This window comes from Desulfovibrio sp. X2 (assembly GCF_000422205.1).
Lineage (GTDB): Bacteria > Desulfobacterota > Desulfovibrionia > Desulfovibrionales > Desulfovibrionaceae > Alkalidesulfovibrio.
Genome location: NZ_ATHV01000005.1, coordinates 1 through 15907, shown reverse-complemented (window position 1 = coordinate 15907; position 15907 = coordinate 1). Strand labels below are relative to the sequence as shown.

The following is a 15907-nucleotide window of genomic DNA, read 5'->3' as shown; positions in this document are numbered from 1 at the left end:
TGGATGATTTTCATCCAATTAGCATGCTGCCCCCACAACTTTGGGCGCCTCATGCCGCCCTCGAAAAGTCAACAGGGATCTTCGGCACCACTTTTCGTCGTTTCCAGGCTAAAAAACCGTATTTCTACAGCATTTTTTCAAGCGGCGGGGCGTCGCGCAAGGCCTTTTGCCCCCTGTTTTGACCCTGTTTTGACCCTGTCGTCGACCCTGCCCAAACGAGTACGAAGATGAGGCGTGGCAGCTTATACCGAACTCCCAAAAGTGCCCTCCCCCTAAACCGAAACAGGGATTTTCTTAGCCTCGGCGCAACGGGGGCAGGCGCTGGGCAGTTCAGATCCGACGGCGCGCATGGCCCACCCTGGGCCGACATGGGCGGAAGAAAGCGGCGGGGCAAGCCCAACTCCCTGCTCGCGGACAAGGATTTCTTGTTCCAGACGCGCTATGGGAAGCAGAAGAGGAGAGCCCTGGACGGGGTCACGGTGTACGTGACCAACTCTCTCGTTACCGCCAACCTGCCCAACGAACGGGGCTGCCTCTCATTATGCAGTTACTTTCCCCCCCATCAATCTTTCAAACAGCTTGTCGAGATACCTGTCCCTGTCGCCCTTCATGAACAGCACGTGCATATCCTCGAGCTCGTCCTGTGTGTTATCCCATTTCAGTTGTGTGTATCGCGTCCAGGAAAGGATGAAGCTGTTGAGGATCACGGTTGGGTCCTTCAAACGTTGCTCGACATCCTTGATCCGCTTGTGGAACAGAACCTTCTCGCTGGCGGGGCCTTCGTGCAAAAGACCGTGCGGCTCGATGAAGGTGACGTACTGTTTCCCGCCAATCAGCATCCAAAGAATGAAATCAGGGTGGAAGTTTCCCGCCTCGAAGAATCCCACGCCTTTACCCCGGCTCATGTTCCTGAGCAGGAAGAGTTCCATTCCTTCCTTTTCCAGAGCGGCTTTGTGGCCGTCGCACCAGCTCTTCAGATCGGTGACAAACTGATATTCGCTCTCGTTTAGGGCGACAGGCAGAATGGTGATTTTCCCACCTGGCCGGACATGAAAGAGCGGCTGGAACAAGTGCTTGCCGAAATTGCAGGCGTTCAGATCACCAACCTTCAGCAGATCATCCTTCTTCTGCTCCAAATCCTTCTTGATCTGCTGAATCCCCTGGATGATCTGCTCTTCATCGCCATCCACGATGAGCTGGTAGAATTCCTCCTGCGGGATGTTGTCATCATCCGGCGTCAGGTCGCGTAGCTCCAGACGCGGTTCGATGTATTCCCGTTTGCGATAGTTGTAGTAGTGATCGCAGTACCGCTTCAGAAGCTCTGACGCCACCTGCTGCAGCAAGAGCACGCCATCAAAGGTTGCCGGGTTCAGGCGAGTCTCGGGCAGGTAGAGGGTGTACCAGTTTGGGTCCCCCAACAGACGTTGGATGCCATCCTTGGTGATGTTGAAGTTGTACCAGCTCCGTTCGCGCTTGAACCGCTCCAGCTCGAAAAAGAGCGTGTCATAATCCAGCAGAGCCAAATGCTGTTCACGCAACGACACCTTGTCCTTCTGGGTCGCCAGGGATGTACCGCGTGACTGCATGGCCTGAATGCGCGGGTACCAGTCGGCGACTACCGTGTTGTGCGTCATGTAGTCCGGGATATCCCCGACAGTGGGAACCGCTGCATCTTTCTTGAAGTCGTATTCCTTGCCGTCAGAGGCCTTCCGCTTAGGGCGGAGGATTTTAAGCTTCTTGCCGAAGTCATAGGTGACATTCAGCGGGATGGTAATGATCTTGCGGCGCTCGTTGCCGGGTAGGCCTTCCTCTTTGAGGAACTCGCGGAACTTCTCCATGAAGTCGGCTTCGATGCCGAACACGTTGAGGGTTTCCAATTCCTCGATGAAGGTCGGCCGGAGCGGAGCATGGGAATGGCCGCTGCGCTTAAGGCTCCACTCATAACCCTTCAAGCGGACACCGCGCCCAAAGAGCTGAATGATTTGCGAGCCTTCCGAGCGTCCGACATGCATCAGGCCCATGGTACTGACGCGCCAGCAGTCCCAGCCTTCAACGAATTTCTTCGAGCCGATAAGCAGATTGACCGGTGACGTGGAATCTTTCACGGAGGCGAACATCGTCTCGGTAAAGTCACTGTCTTCCACGGTAAGTCGTGTGCCATTCTGTGCCGCCACTTCGGCCACGTGGTCGCACAGGCTCTTGGCATCACCGACGTTGATCAGACCGAAGGGCGTCTCGCTCGTGCCCACACGCAGGGCCACTTCGCCGGATTCGCCTTTGATGCGATCCAGTGACAAATGCCCGCCTGCGGCATGGTTGAACAGCCTGGCGAGAATATCTCGGTAGAGGGCTTCAACGGTTTCGCCGCCATTCATGGCCCGGGCCAGATAGGTAAAGGCCCCGGCAAAGATGTCGTTCCCATCCTTGTCCAGCAGGCCTGTATCCTGGCCTTTGCCGGTGAGGATCTCGTTCATACGCCGTGCCGCCGCTTGGCTGTTGTCGAGGAAGTCCGCAATGAACTGGATGATGAGCGCCACGTCGGTGGCCACGATCTGTTCATCTTTACTCATCTTGCCCGAGGAAACCGTGCTGCCGACAAAAACCCACAGCGGCTTTTCCAGATTGAACGGCTCGAAATCTTTTGCCTTTTCCTCATAGATGCGGAGCTGCTGATAGAACTTCAGCAGGCAGGCGGTCATGTAGATGGACTGGGTCTCCTCGAAGGATGCAGGCAGGTTCAGAATCTGATAATCTTTGCCGAATCCGTCCTCATAGAACCATCGGTAGGAGTAATCAAAAACGATCGTCTTTGCGTAGCTGTTCTCGAAGTCCGAGTTGCCCGAAGCCTGAACCGCCTGCTCGAAGGTGGCGGAATACTCGAAGGTGAACCCCTTGGCGCAAAGATCGGACCGCCGGGTGAACCAGACGCCTTCCTCCTTGCCGCTCATGCCACGATGCCCCTCGTCAACCAGAAGCAGATTCTGATCTCCAAGGCTTCGCGTGGCGATGGTGTTCGGCCCCTCCTGATCAGCCAGTTTGGTGATTTCCAGAACATCCACGCGCTCAAGGCCCTGGGCCAGGCCGAACAGGCCGCCACGTGATTGCAGGTAGCTGCCTGCAGAAATATCGCTCTCCCGAAACTCGGTAATGTGTTGCTCCGAGAGACGCTCGTTGGGCGTCAGCAGGATAACCCGGGAGAGTTCTTTATCCTTCCCATGCTTTGCGGCGTAGTGCCGGTATTGCAGCAGGTTGACGTGCATCAGCAGCGTCTTGCCGCTGCCGGTGGCGTTCTGTATGCAGAGCTTGTTTAGGTCATCCTCGTTGTAAGGCGGCACATCGGCGTAATCGTCCCAGTGACGGTTGAAACGCTCAACGAATGCATTGAGATCGGCGAGCATCCCTTCACGATTGCCAAAAAATCGGTCCAGGTAGATTTCAACAAAAATCAGGGTCAGCCACTGGTAATATTTCCATACCACTGGCCGGTGGCGTTTTTCGTTGATCGCCTGGGCATGTCGGACAATGTTCTGCTCATAGGTCAAGAGCATATCCCGACTGATGCGAAAGCCCGGGAAATCAGCCGTTGGATCGGCATAGCTGAAGAGCGGGCTATCGCCGAGATGGTGGTAGAAGAAATGCAGATTATCCTTGTCCAACCCTTCCAGTCGCGGATCACGGATGGGTTCGGCCAATTTGTGAAAGGGGCGAACCACTTTGCCATTTACCTTGTGTTCGGCAAGCGGATCAATGCCGAACAGGCTCACCAGCCACTGGTTGAGCAGCAGCTTGTTGCGGAATTTATGCTGTTTGGGGCCGCGTGAACGTTTCTTTGACATCACACCGCCCCCTTATGCGTTCTCGCCATTCCACATGCGCTTCATGAACTCTTCTTCGATGAGGCGGACCTTCCAGTCCTCGTCATCCAGCTTCAGATTGGGCAGATTGTTGCTGCCGTTGACGTAGATGGTGTCAAACTCGAAATCGCGGGTGCTGATGCGGTTCTTCTGGAACCATTCATCCAGCATCAGGTTGTCCTGCTCGATGTCGTCGGTGAGCTTGCGCCAGACGACCAGGACCTTTTCCCGCTGGCCATTGTTGGGATTGGCCGGGTCCTTGGGCACCCAGCCCTCGACCTTGCGGAACCACCACGGGCCGCCTTCGTCCTGCTGGATGCGGCCATCCACCATCAGCTTGGTGTGTTGGTCTTCGGGCAGCTCCGGATCGGTGATGCGCTTGAATTCAGCCCGGAAGGTCTGCGGCACTGATGTATGCAACACGCGCAGACCGATCAGATAGTTGAATGTCTCGATCAGATCGACCGCACGGGTGGCGTACTCGTCCGTCCCTGGCTTCTTGACATCCAGGGTGTAGGCGGTCGGATCGCCAAAGGCGTCAATATTGAGCAACGACTGACTACCCCGTGTCTCCACATCCAGCAGGTAGCGGAGCATGTAGTCTTCCTTGAGCGCCGGATTGGTCGCTACCGCCTTTTTACGCTGGGGGTTATGGTCGAGGCGCAGGTTGTTGAGCGTGTCCTCGTAGGATTCCAGGCGAATGTATTTGAAGCAGTGGGAGATGCCGGTATGGCAGGCAGTGGGTTTGCCGTCTTTCCAGCTTTCGGAATAGACTGTCTTGGCGATGCGGGGTTTCAGTACAGTGTCGAAATAGTTCCCCATTTCGCACAAGAGATACTTTCGCGTCTTTGTGTTTGTAAAGCGGATAGCTGCGTGTCCCGTGGAACCAGATCCAGCAAAGTAATCTAAGACCAGTTCACCTGGACTGGTTATCCATCCAATAATTCTTTGTAGCAATGCCAGACTTTTTTCATGAGGGAAGTCTGTAACTGTCCCTGACGATGGGATATCTAGCCAGTTATCGCTTACCAGCTTGAATGTCTGAGGAGGGACATAGTATTGAACCGTTTCTTCGTCATTTTTCCTAACGAAGTCAAGATCAATCCCTGCTTGAAGATTTTCCGCATACCACTCATCAAGGGACTTAGTATCTGATTCATTTTGGAGAAAGTGCTCATAGTTTTGACTAGCTTTTCTTGCTCTGATCTTTTCCCATCTCCATTGCCCCGTTTCCGGATGTTGTCCAAGCAGCTCATATCTCATTGTTGGCCTATCAGTGCCGCGCCAGAAGGTGTCCCACTTCCCCGGCTTTCCATTTTCGAGCAACTGATGAAGGTGGGGAATACGAGCTCCACGCTTATTAGAAAAAATATGGATCAAGTCGTGGCCAAGACTAAGTCTGCTTATGTCTTCAAATTGAGCTTGTACATTCTTTATTCCGCGACGAGCAACGACAGAGTTTTTTCGTTCGGCAAAAATTTCTTCCAACATTAATCTGGAACGTGCGGCTTCATCATCACCTATTTGCTGAAAATAAAGCCCCTCTCTTGACATTAAAGCCGATGCAGCGTGCGCACGATCAAGCATCATTGAAAACCAGCTAGACGCTTGATAACCGTCCTTGTATGGAAACTCGTCGTTCGCCGTGTTATAAGGTGGATCGATATATACACATTTTACCTGCTCTCGATACCGCTCCTTCAGCAGGTTCAACGCCTGGAAGTTCTCCGAGTGAATCAGCAGGCCATCGCACTGCTCATCGAGGTTCTCAATCGACGCCACCAGCCGGGCCTTGAAGTTGTCATCGAAAAAGCGTGTATCCAACACCAGCTTGTTGTTGGCCTTGAGGAACTCGACCCTCAAAGGTCGTGAGAAGCCTGGATTGTGTAGATCGGCCTGGATCTCATCGATGGCGAACAGCTTGATCCACTCTTCACACTGCGCATCAGAGGCCGCCACTTCTGCATAAAGTTCCTCGGGAACCCGGTCGAGGGTGATGCAGTAGTTGGTTTCAATAATGAACTTCTTCTTGAGCCAGAGCTTTTTCTGAAAATCCTCAAGCTGGGCCAGAAAGTCGATCAGCTTGCCCGCGATCTTGCGCAGCACCTTGATCTTGGCCAGATAGCTTTCGACCGCTGGGGCTTCGGCGTTTTCAATGTCATCGAGACGCATGACCTCGTTCTTGATATAGAAGTCTAGCTCCCGATGTAGGAAGCCGCCCAGGTCCTTATGGATGAAATAGTCCATGGTGTTGCGGGCGGTGTACTGGTTCACGTACTTGGCCAGCACGGGGCGCTTCTTGTCGCTGTCGGTCGGAGCGGGGACATTGAACAGACGCAGATATTCCGCGATCTGTTTTTCGTGTTTGCCACCGGCGGCAGCCATGGCCTGGAGACGCTCCAGAATGGTCTCCACCGCCTCGGAGTTGCGTTTGTCCCGCCAGGTGTTTTCCTGGCCGGTTTTTTCCGGGTCGGGCCGGTATTCGAAATTGACGACCAGCTCGCCGGTTTCGGTCAGGGCGACGGGATTTTCGGCATGCAGAATGAAGAAACGCTTGTTGGCTTCGGAGGCCTTGACGTTGCCGTGCTCACCCTCGGTGGCCTCGACGACGCGAAAATGGACCTTGATCGGGGAATCGTCCTCGGCACCGAGCAGGATACCGATCTGATTCTGCTGCCGCAGGGCGCGGATCTCTTGCGCCTGCCGCAAATCGAAGGTGAAGTTGGAAAAATACTCGGCGCTCTTGATGTAATACTGGTCGGCGTTGGCCCAGTGCAGTTTCACTTCCTCGCCGTTGTACGGCACGGCAAAAGGCGCGGCCTTGCCGGGTGTTTCCCGGGTGTAATAGCGGCGGGAGATGAAGTCGCCGTCATCGTAGTAGCGCTCAAAGAAGCGATACAGGTGGTCATACACATCGGCCTCGGCGCTGGCCGTATCCTTGACTGCATCCAGCGCGGCTTTGGCCTTTTTGACCGGCTCGGTCTCCTCCGGATTGGGAGCGCCGAAATCCTTGGCGGTCTGAATGGCCTTCTCATAGGCGGCCTGCAGCTCGGCCTTTCGGGCCTCGTCCACACCACCGAAGGCATCCGCCACGATTTTCAGCAGATCGGTGCCGATGAAGTCCTGAACTTCCTGCGCCTTGGCGTGCATGATGCGGTAAAAGCCGAAATCGAGGTCCGGCTGGTCGAGCTGGAACAGCTCGGAAAGCTTCTTCAAAAGGCGGCTGCGAAGTTGTTCGGCAGATGGCATGGTTATCTCCTGATTCCTTAGATCACGCTCCACCGGATGGTGAACACCGGCGTGACAGTTGTTTTCTGTTGCATACGTTTTTCGAGCGATTCCACGAGGTGGTCGCGCTTTTCAGCAATCTCGTCCTCGATGTCGAAGATCCGCTCACGTAAGGTGCGTTTCTTGCGCTCGAGCTTGGCGATTTTTTCCTGTAGGCCGTGCTGCTCCTCAATGGTGGGAGCCTGGCGGCTGCGCCGTTGCAGGTCGCGGATCTGGCGTTTGGTATCGTCCAATTCTTTTTGAGCCGCCATTTCCATGTCCTCGGCCCATTTGTCGAGTTGGTCGCGGGCTTTGAAAAAGTGGCGGCTGTTCTCTTCCAGGCTTTTAGCTAGGGTCGCCCTGGCATGGCGCTCTTGGTCCCGCATGAGGCGTTCTTTGGCGGAATCCGGAACCGCGGCAATGGCGCGGACCAGACCGCTGCAATTAAACATTTTTTCGCAGGTTTCCTGGTCGATGTTGTTGCCCGCATCATCCATTCCCGAGAAAAGCAGATACTCCTCGGAATCAAACGAATCGATGTGTAGTTGCTGGAGGCTCAGCCAGCCGGACCGCCCCTTGAGGCGCTCCACCACGGCGATGCGGGTTACGTTCCCGGAAATATCAAAAACAACTTCAGCGGGCGGACAAGGACGCTTTGAAGCCTCATGGATGACGTGTTCCCCTAGTGGGTGGCTCAGGCGATACAGGTATTCGCCGGGCACGTTCTCCTGAGTTTTGGAAATCAGGTGATAACGACCGTGTGAAACATGCGCGACCGGGCTGTTTTGAAGAGTGAAGGAAAAGCTCTGGTCGTCAAACTCGGCATGATTTTGCAATGTGTGCCGGGTGACGGCCCAGAATAAGCGGCCAATACGGTCGAGCCGCTCCTGAGTTCCAGCCAGATTCACTTTCAGGCGGTCGTGTACGTCCTCGTCGAAATGCTCCAACAACATCTTGCGGGTGTCGCGCATCTTGGTCTGGATCTGTTCGTCCAGTTCCTTCTGCAGCTTCTCGAACGCGGACTGAATTTCTTCTTCGCTCCGACACCCTTGGTAGATTTCCAGGATGCGGCGTTCAAAATCCACACCGGCTTCGATGGAGCCGAGAACATCATCACTGGCACCGAAGACGCCGGTAAATAGATTGAATTTCTGTTCCAGCAGCTCATGGACGCGCCGGTCGGCCTCGTTGCGCTCGTTGAGGAAGTTGATAACGACCACGTCGTGTTTCTGGCCGTAACGGTGGCATCGACCGATCCGCTGTTCGATGCGTTGAGGGTTCCAGGGCAGATCAAAGTTGACGATGGCCGAACAGAACTGAAGGTTAAGGCCTTCGGCACCGGCCTCTGTCGCAATCAACACGCTTGCCCGGTCACGGAAACGATCAATGATTGCCGCTCTGAGGTCCACCTGACGAGAGCCGGTTGCCCGACCTGATACTTTGTTAACGGCAAGCCACTCCTGATAAATCTGGCCGGAGGCATCATCCTTGTTGGTGCCATTGAAGGTCAGCACCTGATCGGCATAGCCGTTCCCTTCGAGGAAATCTTTCAGCCAGTTCTGGGTTCGCCGGGATTCTGTAAAGATGACGACCTTCTTGGCCGCGCCCATTTCCTCCATGGCGTTGAAACCGATGACCAGGGCTGTCAGAAGCGCCCTGGTTTTTGTGTCGATGCCGAGGCTTCTGGCCCAGCGGATATAGTCGGTCAGCTCGTCAATTTCGGCATTGAGCTTTTCCAGATCGACCTTCTTGACCTGCGGCTCAAGCGCTTTCTCTGGCATCGGGGTTTCATCGTCTAGAGATGCATCCTCCTGGTCTTCAAGAATCTCATCGAGAAGGTCGTCATCAATTTCTTCACCGGAAATCAATAGATCCATAGCGCTCGCATTCTGCTTGGCTTCGTCCATCAGTTTCAGCAGGCGGTCACGCATGATTTCAAGGGTTCCGGCAACGGCGTGGGGCGAGGAGGCCAGAACTTTTCGGACAAGCAGTATCAGCAAATGTTTCTGCCCGGATGGGAGCGCATAGGTTTCGTCACGCATGAGATAGCTGGAAACTGCCTCATACAGTTTGTGCTCCTGCTCCGTGGGCTTGAACGGCCGGGTAATGAGTTTGCGCTCGGTGTAGCGCACGAATTCGATGACCTGGCTGCGGAGCGAACGCCAGCAGAATGTGCCCAGGCGTTCCCGCAGGCCGGAAATATCACCGCCATAGTTGATATATTGCGTTCTGAAAGATGCCAAGTCACCAAACAGCCGGTCATCGATCAGGGTCGAAAGGCCATAGAGTTCGAGCAGGGAGTTTTGCAGCGGCGTTGCCGTCAGGAGCAGCTTTTTGCGATCTTCCGTTGCCCAGCGGATACGCTGGCCCAGTCGGTTGCTTTCCCGATAGGCATTACGGAGCTTGTGGGCTTCATCAATAACCACAAGATCCCAGGCAATCTCTTTGAGCTCTTCTGCCCGGCTGGCGGCAAAGTGCATGGAGCAAATGATGATTTGCTTGTCCCTAAACGGGGTTGGAACCCCCAGCTTTTGCTGATCCTTATAAGTTTTTGCATCCAGAACGATGGATGGCAGATTGAATTTTTCGGAGAGCTCCAGCGCCCACTGCTTCCGGAGCGAAGCAGGACTGATGACCAGAATGTTCCGTCTGCGTTCTGCCCAGTATTGACATAGTACAAGACCTGCCTCGATGGTCTTGCCAAGGCCGACCTCGTCAGCGAGCAGCACACCCTTTGAAAGGGGTGAGCGTAATGCGAAAAGAGCTGCTTCAATCTGGTGAGGATTCAGGTCTACGCATGCATCAAACAACGCACGGCCAAGGCGGTCGACGCCGGAGCCGCCGACCCGGCTCAATTCATGCGCGTAATAGCGTGCATGGTAGTCCGTAATCATTCCCCGAACCCTTCTTATTGCGATTACCCGCGCCGCTAGTCTTCACCCAATCGTCACGTGGATTTTTTCAAATTTCCAAGGGCAGCCATGGATGGATGGGCATCGCAGATTTGTCACCCAATGGTAACCGATATCACTGCTGACACCGAGGCGCCTGCCTATCTGGTGACGGGTGACCAGAGGTCTTCCACCCTAGCAAAGGTGGTTCTCATCCGTTGGACAGGTTGACGGCCACAAAAGAATGTATCTTTGCCCCCCGAGTGGACGCAAGGCAGAGAGTATTCCCTGACCTGGCGAGTCCGCTCCAGCATATACTTCGTCCAGCGGCCCCCCGTCCAGGCTCGAAAGGGACCGACGTTCGCTGCAAAGCTTGATTCAATAGACAATCCCTATGCGGGTTTCGTGGCGGTTTTCGCAGTGAATGGCGTAAGGAAGGCGGGCTGGTCGGGCATAGCGCTCCTCCTATTCCTTAGATATCATGAAGGATAGGCCGAGGCGACAGGAGGAGAACCCTCACCGAACGACCGACCTAGCGGCGACTTCCTTGACCTGAAAAAACCGAGTCCACTAGGTCCCGTCGACATTTAAGCAAGCCAAATTGAGATCGAAGCAATGTGGAGAAATGAGAGGTACGACGAAGAGAGCTTGTCGTAACGACTTGCGATCCGTCTGAACTGCTTCAATCTACAAAACATACGCTCGATCAGATTTCTTTCTCTGTAAAGATATCTATCGTATTCTCTGGGTGCGTTGCGATGCGAACGAGGCTGGATGACCGGCTCTGCGCCCATTTTCTTAACTTCAGCAGCAATCTCGTTTGAGTCATACCCTCTGTCGGCGATCACACAGTCTGCTTCTTGTCCATCAAGCAGCAGCAACGCGGATAAATGGTCAGAAGCATTTCTAGGAGAGAGAATAAACAGGGTTGGACATCCCAATGAATCTGTTGTAGCATGGACTTTCGTTGAATACCCGCCTCTTGACTTTCCGATTTCCTGCTCAGAGAGCCCCCTCTCCACCAGATGCATTTTGATGTGCCCGAACAATAGTGCTATCGAGCATAAGCCATTCTGTTTCGGCATCAACGGCAAGAGTGTTGAATATCATCTGCCATACACCATTCTTTGACCAACGGATGAACCTTTTGTGCACAGTTGCCCATTTTCCGTAATATTCGGGCAAATCTCGCCACGGAGCCCCCGTCTTCGCAATCCACATGACAGCATCAATAAAAAGTCGATTGTCAGCCGCCGTCCGTCCTCTATCTCCCTCTTTTCCCGGAAGTGCATCCTTGATTTTGTCCCACTGGTCATCCCTAAGAGCGTGTCTTCGCGTCATTGCTACCCTCCTGAAAAGAAGGATAGCCCAAATCCAGATTAATGTCGACAGGCTCTAGGTCCACGACGAGGGGAGCATGATCGGATAACTGCCGGGCCTTGTCCCCTGCAAAAACATGCTCACCCGAAATAGAAACGTAACTGGAGTTCCTGATTTCGAAATGTCCGGTCACGAAGGCGTGGTCCAGACGTTTCTCGCCACCAGGTTTCGTGGCATTTCCTTTGTAGCTCCAACCTGCACCCGGTAGTGCGTGCTGCCATCCAAGTCGAACCATGCCATGAAGGCGGTCGCCATACTTGCTCGGCGAATAAGAGGGGTCGGTGTTCAAGTCCCCTATTATCAAAAACGGCCGCGACACTGTGTCCCGGGCCACGGTCATGAGCCAATCCCAATAAGTTGCACGGATGCCCCGGTATATGGACTTGCTGTAGTCTGGAACCCGTAGCCCCAAGATCTCGAGCCCAAGGGAAGGGATATGGACGTGCAGGGCATTTGGAGGGGCGGACGCATGGACTTGGGGAGCCACAATTCTCCCCTTGCGCAGGATCGACTTGGAAACAATTAGTACGCTGTTCTCGCCTTTCGTGTGCAATGTCGATAAGTGGTGCCAACCCATTTCGCTCATCAAAGGAAGGATGTCCTCCCTTCTAGGCTGGCGAACGTATTCGGTCAGCACGACAACATCCGCGTCTAGAGCGGAAATTGCCGCGACAATTGGTTTGGCACGCTTGAGAGGGCCTACCCCGGCCCGATGATTAAGATTCCAAGTTGCAATTTTCATTTATTGTTTCTCCTATATCAGAAGGATAGTCGCATAAAAAGTAACAAGAGAACACAATTGGTTTCATCGTAAGTTGACAGAGAGCTTTTAATGGAATTTTGACCATTGACTACGACGAAATAACCTTGTGGGTGTTCTTCTTCATCATAAGTGGTCACTACAAGAAATCCTCCGACTTGTTGAATACCTTTGGCTCTCGGAAACAAAAATAAATCTACCGATATATATTTCGCATGGCCTTCCCCTTAGAGGGTAATGCCACGCACATATGGCTGTGATTGTGCACAGTTTTGGTCACTTATCTAGGCTTGTTATAAAAGGGTATTTCCAGCCTCAGAGAGATTACATATTGGCCACCTTCATTCTCCATGATATTATTTAAACCATGGATTCAGCGCGAAAGGACCCAGGAAAAAAGCGTCCCAGCAAGACGCTCTACCTGGATAGCCCCTCACAAAACGCCCTGGACTTCCTGAAACAGCAGGTTCCCAAGGGCGGTCTGCGTTTTTCAAATTCGGTCCTGTTCCGCGAGATGCTTGAGCAGCTAAGAGATAGGCCGGAAGCCATGCTCGACATCGAGCGTCATCCCAAGAGGGGGCAGGACAAGGGGAAGTTCATCTGCATCCCTTTGGCCGCGGAAGACATGGTCGTCATCGAGGAACTAGACTCCTACTATCAGAAGAATGCCGCGGTCCGGCATCGCGCCCGGGACCGGGTACCCAAGTCCCAGCGACTCCCCATCTCCCAGCTCTACGCGAGCTTCGTGCGGGCTCGCGCGTCCGCCCTCGGCTGGTCAGACGAATAATCCTTTAAAATTTCAGCTTATCTTTGGGTTCTTTTTCCTTGTTGACAATACACAACTTATCTGTGTATTTTGTAATCAAACAAGGAGCAGAAGCGATGCCCGTCACAACATTTGCCCGGATCAAGACCGCGAGGGTGATGATGGCCGAAGGCCAGGCACGGTTGGTCGTGGCCATGGAGCTGCTGCACGACGTTTTTTCGCGGCAGATCTCGCAGCTGGAAATGCCGATTTCCGTGATGCCCAGGCTGCTGGATTATGCGGGCGTCACGGACTTCGGCGACCTGCCCGGGAAGATTGTTCGTCTGGAAACGGATCTGGAAGGAGAGCCGCTCAACCTGGCGGGCCCGAGCGACGGACAGTGGCTTTTTCGGACAATCCACCCGGCCCAGAGTCCGGCTGTTGTCGCGGCATGAGCACGGCGGAAGGTCATTCCCAAACCGACCTGTCAACGTAAGGGGGGACAATGGGATCCCGCAACCTGAAGTCGCTTGTTGATCAGATCTGCGCACATCGTGCAATCAGGACTCAGGCGCCCGGCTCGCGCAGGGCCGCGGAAGTCACGGCGCTCGAGGCGCTGGGCTGCATCCCGAAGCCCAAGGGCCAGGGTCTGGAGAACCTGCTCGCGATCGCGGGAAAGGGAAAGGTCGGGAAGCGGGCGTTCGACGGCCTTCTTCTGCCCAGGGGGCTGGTCATCGATTACAACGACAAGGCGGCCATCAAGACCCACCGCACGAACATCATTTTCATCGAGGTCAAGACGACGGGACGGGAGGGTATCGGCATGGACTTCCAGGGCTTCTACTTCAGCATGAGCGACAACGAGATGAAGGCGGCCAAGGCCCTTGGGAAGCGCTATCGCTTCGCGTTCCATAACCGCCGCACGGGGCAGACCATGCTGCTGACGTATGCTCAGCTCATGCGCCGTGTCCGCGCCCGGCAGGTCAGTCACTCGATTCTGATCTAGGGCAGAAAGAACAATGGCTGGCACGCCCGTGGATTCACCACGCGAGCATGCCAGCCACCCTACGGGCAGGTGCGGACTGGTGGTTCAGCTCGAAGGTGCTTCCTTCTCGCGCGCACCCTTCCTGGAAGACTTGCGGCTTGGCTTCTGGATGATTTTTTTCGGAAATTCGAGCTTGCCCTCCCTTTAGCCCAGTCATTTGGGAGACTCTTTAACAGAAGTCTGCCAAGTTGTTTCCCACCGTGTTCCATTGCTGTTTGACGGAAAATCTTTACGCGCAACTGGATTTTTTCTTTTAGCTGTGCTATAAGGGTAACAACACTCCGCATTCGGATGGGCTTTTGCCTATCCTTGAGGATAAGTACCCCCACACTGCCCGGCGCAATGCGCCTGTTGCCTTTTCTTCACCTTGGCTGCCGCGCGTGGAATTTCCGCGCCTCGTGGTCAGCCGTGCCCTCCTCGATACCGCCCATCGGGCGACACCATACCGCCGGGACGCATGGGAAGCGTCCCGCAGCGGCAGCGTTGGCGGTATCCGCCGCCGGATCATGACTTTACCGACTTTACGCTGCATGCCTTTGGGATTTCCAGCGCCGGGCTTCTGGCTCGTGCACTGGCTTTCGCAACCGTCAGGATGGCGCAGTCCAACCTGACGGTTGCAACGCGCACGACGAACATGCCGTATTTCCTGGATTTCCAGGACGCCTGACAACATTGCCGTCTACCTGACGGCCCACTTCCGCATCCCTTCCTTTGCCGTGCAACTGCCTTTCGGCCGCACCCTGTGCGGCCAGGGCCGGATGCTCGCCGTGTCACACGGTCGCCCGTCATACGCTGCTGCGACGGAGCCCTTGCCGCCTTACGCGGGGAACAGTCTATCTGTTCCGGCTCACTTCCCACATTGACCAGCCGGCACTGCGCCCAGCATCCGCTGGGGCACATCAGCGAATTCGGGATCCTGGCATCCGCCAAGCCGACCATTTCGGCTTCACCACAACCATACGCATGGAGGTGCGATCATGGCTGGAAAATCGGACAGCCTTCTCTACGCCTTGCGCCGCGCCAGACTTACCGGCAGCGGTAAGACCATCACGAACAACAAGAAGAGCGCGGAGCTGTTCGTCCGCGTGCTGCGGGAGCTCGGCTACGGTGTGCAGAAATGGACCAACCTGACCAACCGCCATGTGGCGGACGCCGTCCAGTATTGGCAGGACCAGGATCTCAGCCCCGGGACGATCAAGAACTATGTGGCGGGCATCAGGTCGGTCTGCCGTGCCTACGGCAACGACACAATTCACCAGGATAACGCCGCCTTCGGCATGGAACGCAGGGTGTACGTCTCGAACAGGGACAAGTCCCTGGCCCAGGATGTCTACACGCAGGCCGTGGCCACGCTGCGGGCATCGACATCGGAAGACCGGCAGCGGATGGCCTTGTTGCTCGAATTCCAGCGAACCTTCGGCATGCGCGTCGAGGAATCCATGAAGTTCAACCCGATTCGCGACGACGAAGGGGAGCGTGTGCATATTCACCGCGGCACGAAAGGCGGGCGTCCCCGATGGTGTCCCGTGCTGACGGATGGGCAGCGGAACCTTCTCGACCGCGCCAGAAGCAGCGGGTTTTACAGCTCGCCCGCAGCGACGATCATCCCCAAAAACCACTCGGAACGCACCTGGCGGAATACCGTCTACGGCCTGGCGCACGATCTGGGCCTGACGAAAGCGCAATCGGGCGCGACCATGCACGGCCTTCGCCATGCCTATGCGCACGAACGATACGAAGGCCTGACGGGCTTCAAGCCGCCGGTGCTGTTTTCCGCGAAAGACGATTACATCGCCCAGGCCCAGGTAGTGTCAGGCGACACGTGGCGGGACCGCGACCAGCTTGCCCGCGCCGTCATCCGTGAAGAGCTCGGCCATTCCCCGGACCGCGCGGACATCGACGGGCAGTACCTGGGCAGCGCCGTGAAGTAGGCGACAGAGGCGAAAGACAAAGGAAGCGCGGCCC

11 protein-coding genes are annotated in these 15907 nt (G+C 55.2%); 6 read left to right on the top strand and 5 right to left on the bottom strand.

Annotated features, from left to right (window positions below; genetic code table 11):
• Positions 1-182: hypothetical protein (locus DSX2_RS18770; protein ID WP_236615063.1), on the top strand; the 182-nt coding region annotated here is incomplete at its 5' end.
• Between the two features lie 357 nt (positions 183-539).
• On the opposite strand, the gene DSX2_RS02615 is transcribed toward DSX2_RS18770, so the two are convergent.
• The 5 genes from DSX2_RS02615 to DSX2_RS17900 all read right to left on the bottom strand — a co-directional run bounded on the left by DSX2_RS02615 (position 540) and on the right by DSX2_RS17900 (position 12134).
• Positions 540-3836 (bottom strand): DEAD/DEAH box helicase family protein, encoded by a 3297-nt coding sequence (locus DSX2_RS02615; protein ID WP_020879482.1) that lies wholly within the window; start codon positions 3834-3836, stop codon positions 540-542.
• Positions 3837-3848: 12 nt separating this feature from the next.
• Positions 3849-7103: a DNA methyltransferase gene (locus tag DSX2_RS02610; RefSeq protein ID WP_020879481.1), complete on the bottom strand. Its 3255-nt coding sequence runs from the start codon at positions 7101-7103 to the stop codon at positions 3849-3851.
• 17 nt (positions 7104-7120) lie between these two features.
• Positions 7121-10015, bottom strand: coding sequence for an SNF2-related protein (locus DSX2_RS02605; RefSeq protein ID WP_035040369.1), 2895 nt, complete (start codon positions 10013-10015; stop codon positions 7121-7123).
• 584 nt (positions 10016-10599) lie between these two features.
• Positions 10600-11353 (bottom strand): IS5 family transposase gene (locus tag DSX2_RS17905; RefSeq protein ID WP_152512819.1). Its coding sequence is split into 2 segments (ribosomal slippage): positions 10600-11020 and positions 11019-11353, totalling 756 coding nucleotides; the frame shifts between segments, so codons are not numbered across the junction.
• On the bottom strand, positions 11331-12134 hold the full coding sequence (locus DSX2_RS17900; protein ID WP_020879478.1) for an endonuclease/exonuclease/phosphatase family protein: 804 nt from the start codon (positions 12132-12134) through the stop codon (positions 11331-11333). Before DSX2_RS17900 ends, DSX2_RS17905 begins: the two co-directional genes overlap by 23 nt.
• A gap of 385 nt (positions 12135-12519) precedes the next feature.
• Between DSX2_RS17900 and DSX2_RS18200 the strand changes: the two genes are divergently transcribed.
• From DSX2_RS18200 to DSX2_RS02580, 5 genes are all read left to right on the top strand, one after another.
• A complete protein-coding gene (locus DSX2_RS18200) occupies positions 12520-12939 on the top strand; it encodes a hypothetical protein (RefSeq protein WP_020879477.1) in 420 nt (139 codons plus the stop codon).
• 95 nt (positions 12940-13034) lie between these two features.
• Complete coding sequence (locus tag DSX2_RS02595; protein WP_020879476.1) at positions 13035-13352, top strand: hypothetical protein; 318 nt, start codon at positions 13035-13037, stop codon at positions 13350-13352.
• 50 nt (positions 13353-13402) lie between these two features.
• On the top strand, positions 13403-13903 hold the full coding sequence (locus DSX2_RS02590) for a hypothetical protein (protein ID WP_020879475.1): 501 nt from the start codon (positions 13403-13405) through the stop codon (positions 13901-13903).
• A 496-nt stretch (positions 13904-14399) separates the two neighbouring features.
• Positions 14400-14609 (top strand): hypothetical protein, encoded by a 210-nt coding sequence (locus DSX2_RS02585; RefSeq protein ID WP_035040361.1) that lies wholly within the window; start codon positions 14400-14402, stop codon positions 14607-14609.
• Positions 14610-14919: 310 nt separating this feature from the next.
• Positions 14920-15873, top strand: coding sequence for a phage integrase N-terminal domain-containing protein (locus DSX2_RS02580; protein WP_020879474.1), 954 nt, complete (start codon positions 14920-14922; stop codon positions 15871-15873).
• Positions 15874-15907 lie beyond the last annotated feature (34 nt).

What these genes read in the sequence shown, in the direction of transcription:
- DSX2_RS02580 (WP_020879474.1), top strand. Translation starts at nt 14,920, where the DNA reads ATGGCTGGAAAATCGGACAGCCTTCTCTACGCCTTGCGCCGCGCCAGA.
- DSX2_RS02605 (WP_035040369.1), bottom strand. Translation starts at nt 10,015, where the DNA reads ATGATTACGGACTACCATGCACGCTATTACGCGCATGAATTGAGCCGG.
- DSX2_RS02590 (WP_020879475.1), top strand. Translation starts at nt 13,403, where the DNA reads ATGGGATCCCGCAACCTGAAGTCGCTTGTTGATCAGATCTGCGCACAT.
- DSX2_RS02595 (WP_020879476.1), top strand. Translation starts at nt 13,035, where the DNA reads ATGCCCGTCACAACATTTGCCCGGATCAAGACCGCGAGGGTGATGATG.
- DSX2_RS02615 (WP_020879482.1), bottom strand. Translation starts at nt 3,836, where the DNA reads ATGTCAAAGAAACGTTCACGCGGCCCCAAACAGCATAAATTCCGCAAC.
- DSX2_RS17900 (WP_020879478.1), bottom strand. Translation starts at nt 12,134, where the DNA reads ATGAAAATTGCAACTTGGAATCTTAATCATCGGGCCGGGGTAGGCCCT.
- DSX2_RS02585 (WP_035040361.1), top strand. Translation starts at nt 14,400, where the DNA reads ATGGGAAGCGTCCCGCAGCGGCAGCGTTGGCGGTATCCGCCGCCGGAT.
- DSX2_RS02610 (WP_020879481.1), bottom strand. Translation starts at nt 7,103, where the DNA reads ATGCCATCTGCCGAACAACTTCGCAGCCGCCTTTTGAAGAAGCTTTCC.
- DSX2_RS18200 (WP_020879477.1), top strand. Translation starts at nt 12,520, where the DNA reads ATGGATTCAGCGCGAAAGGACCCAGGAAAAAAGCGTCCCAGCAAGACG.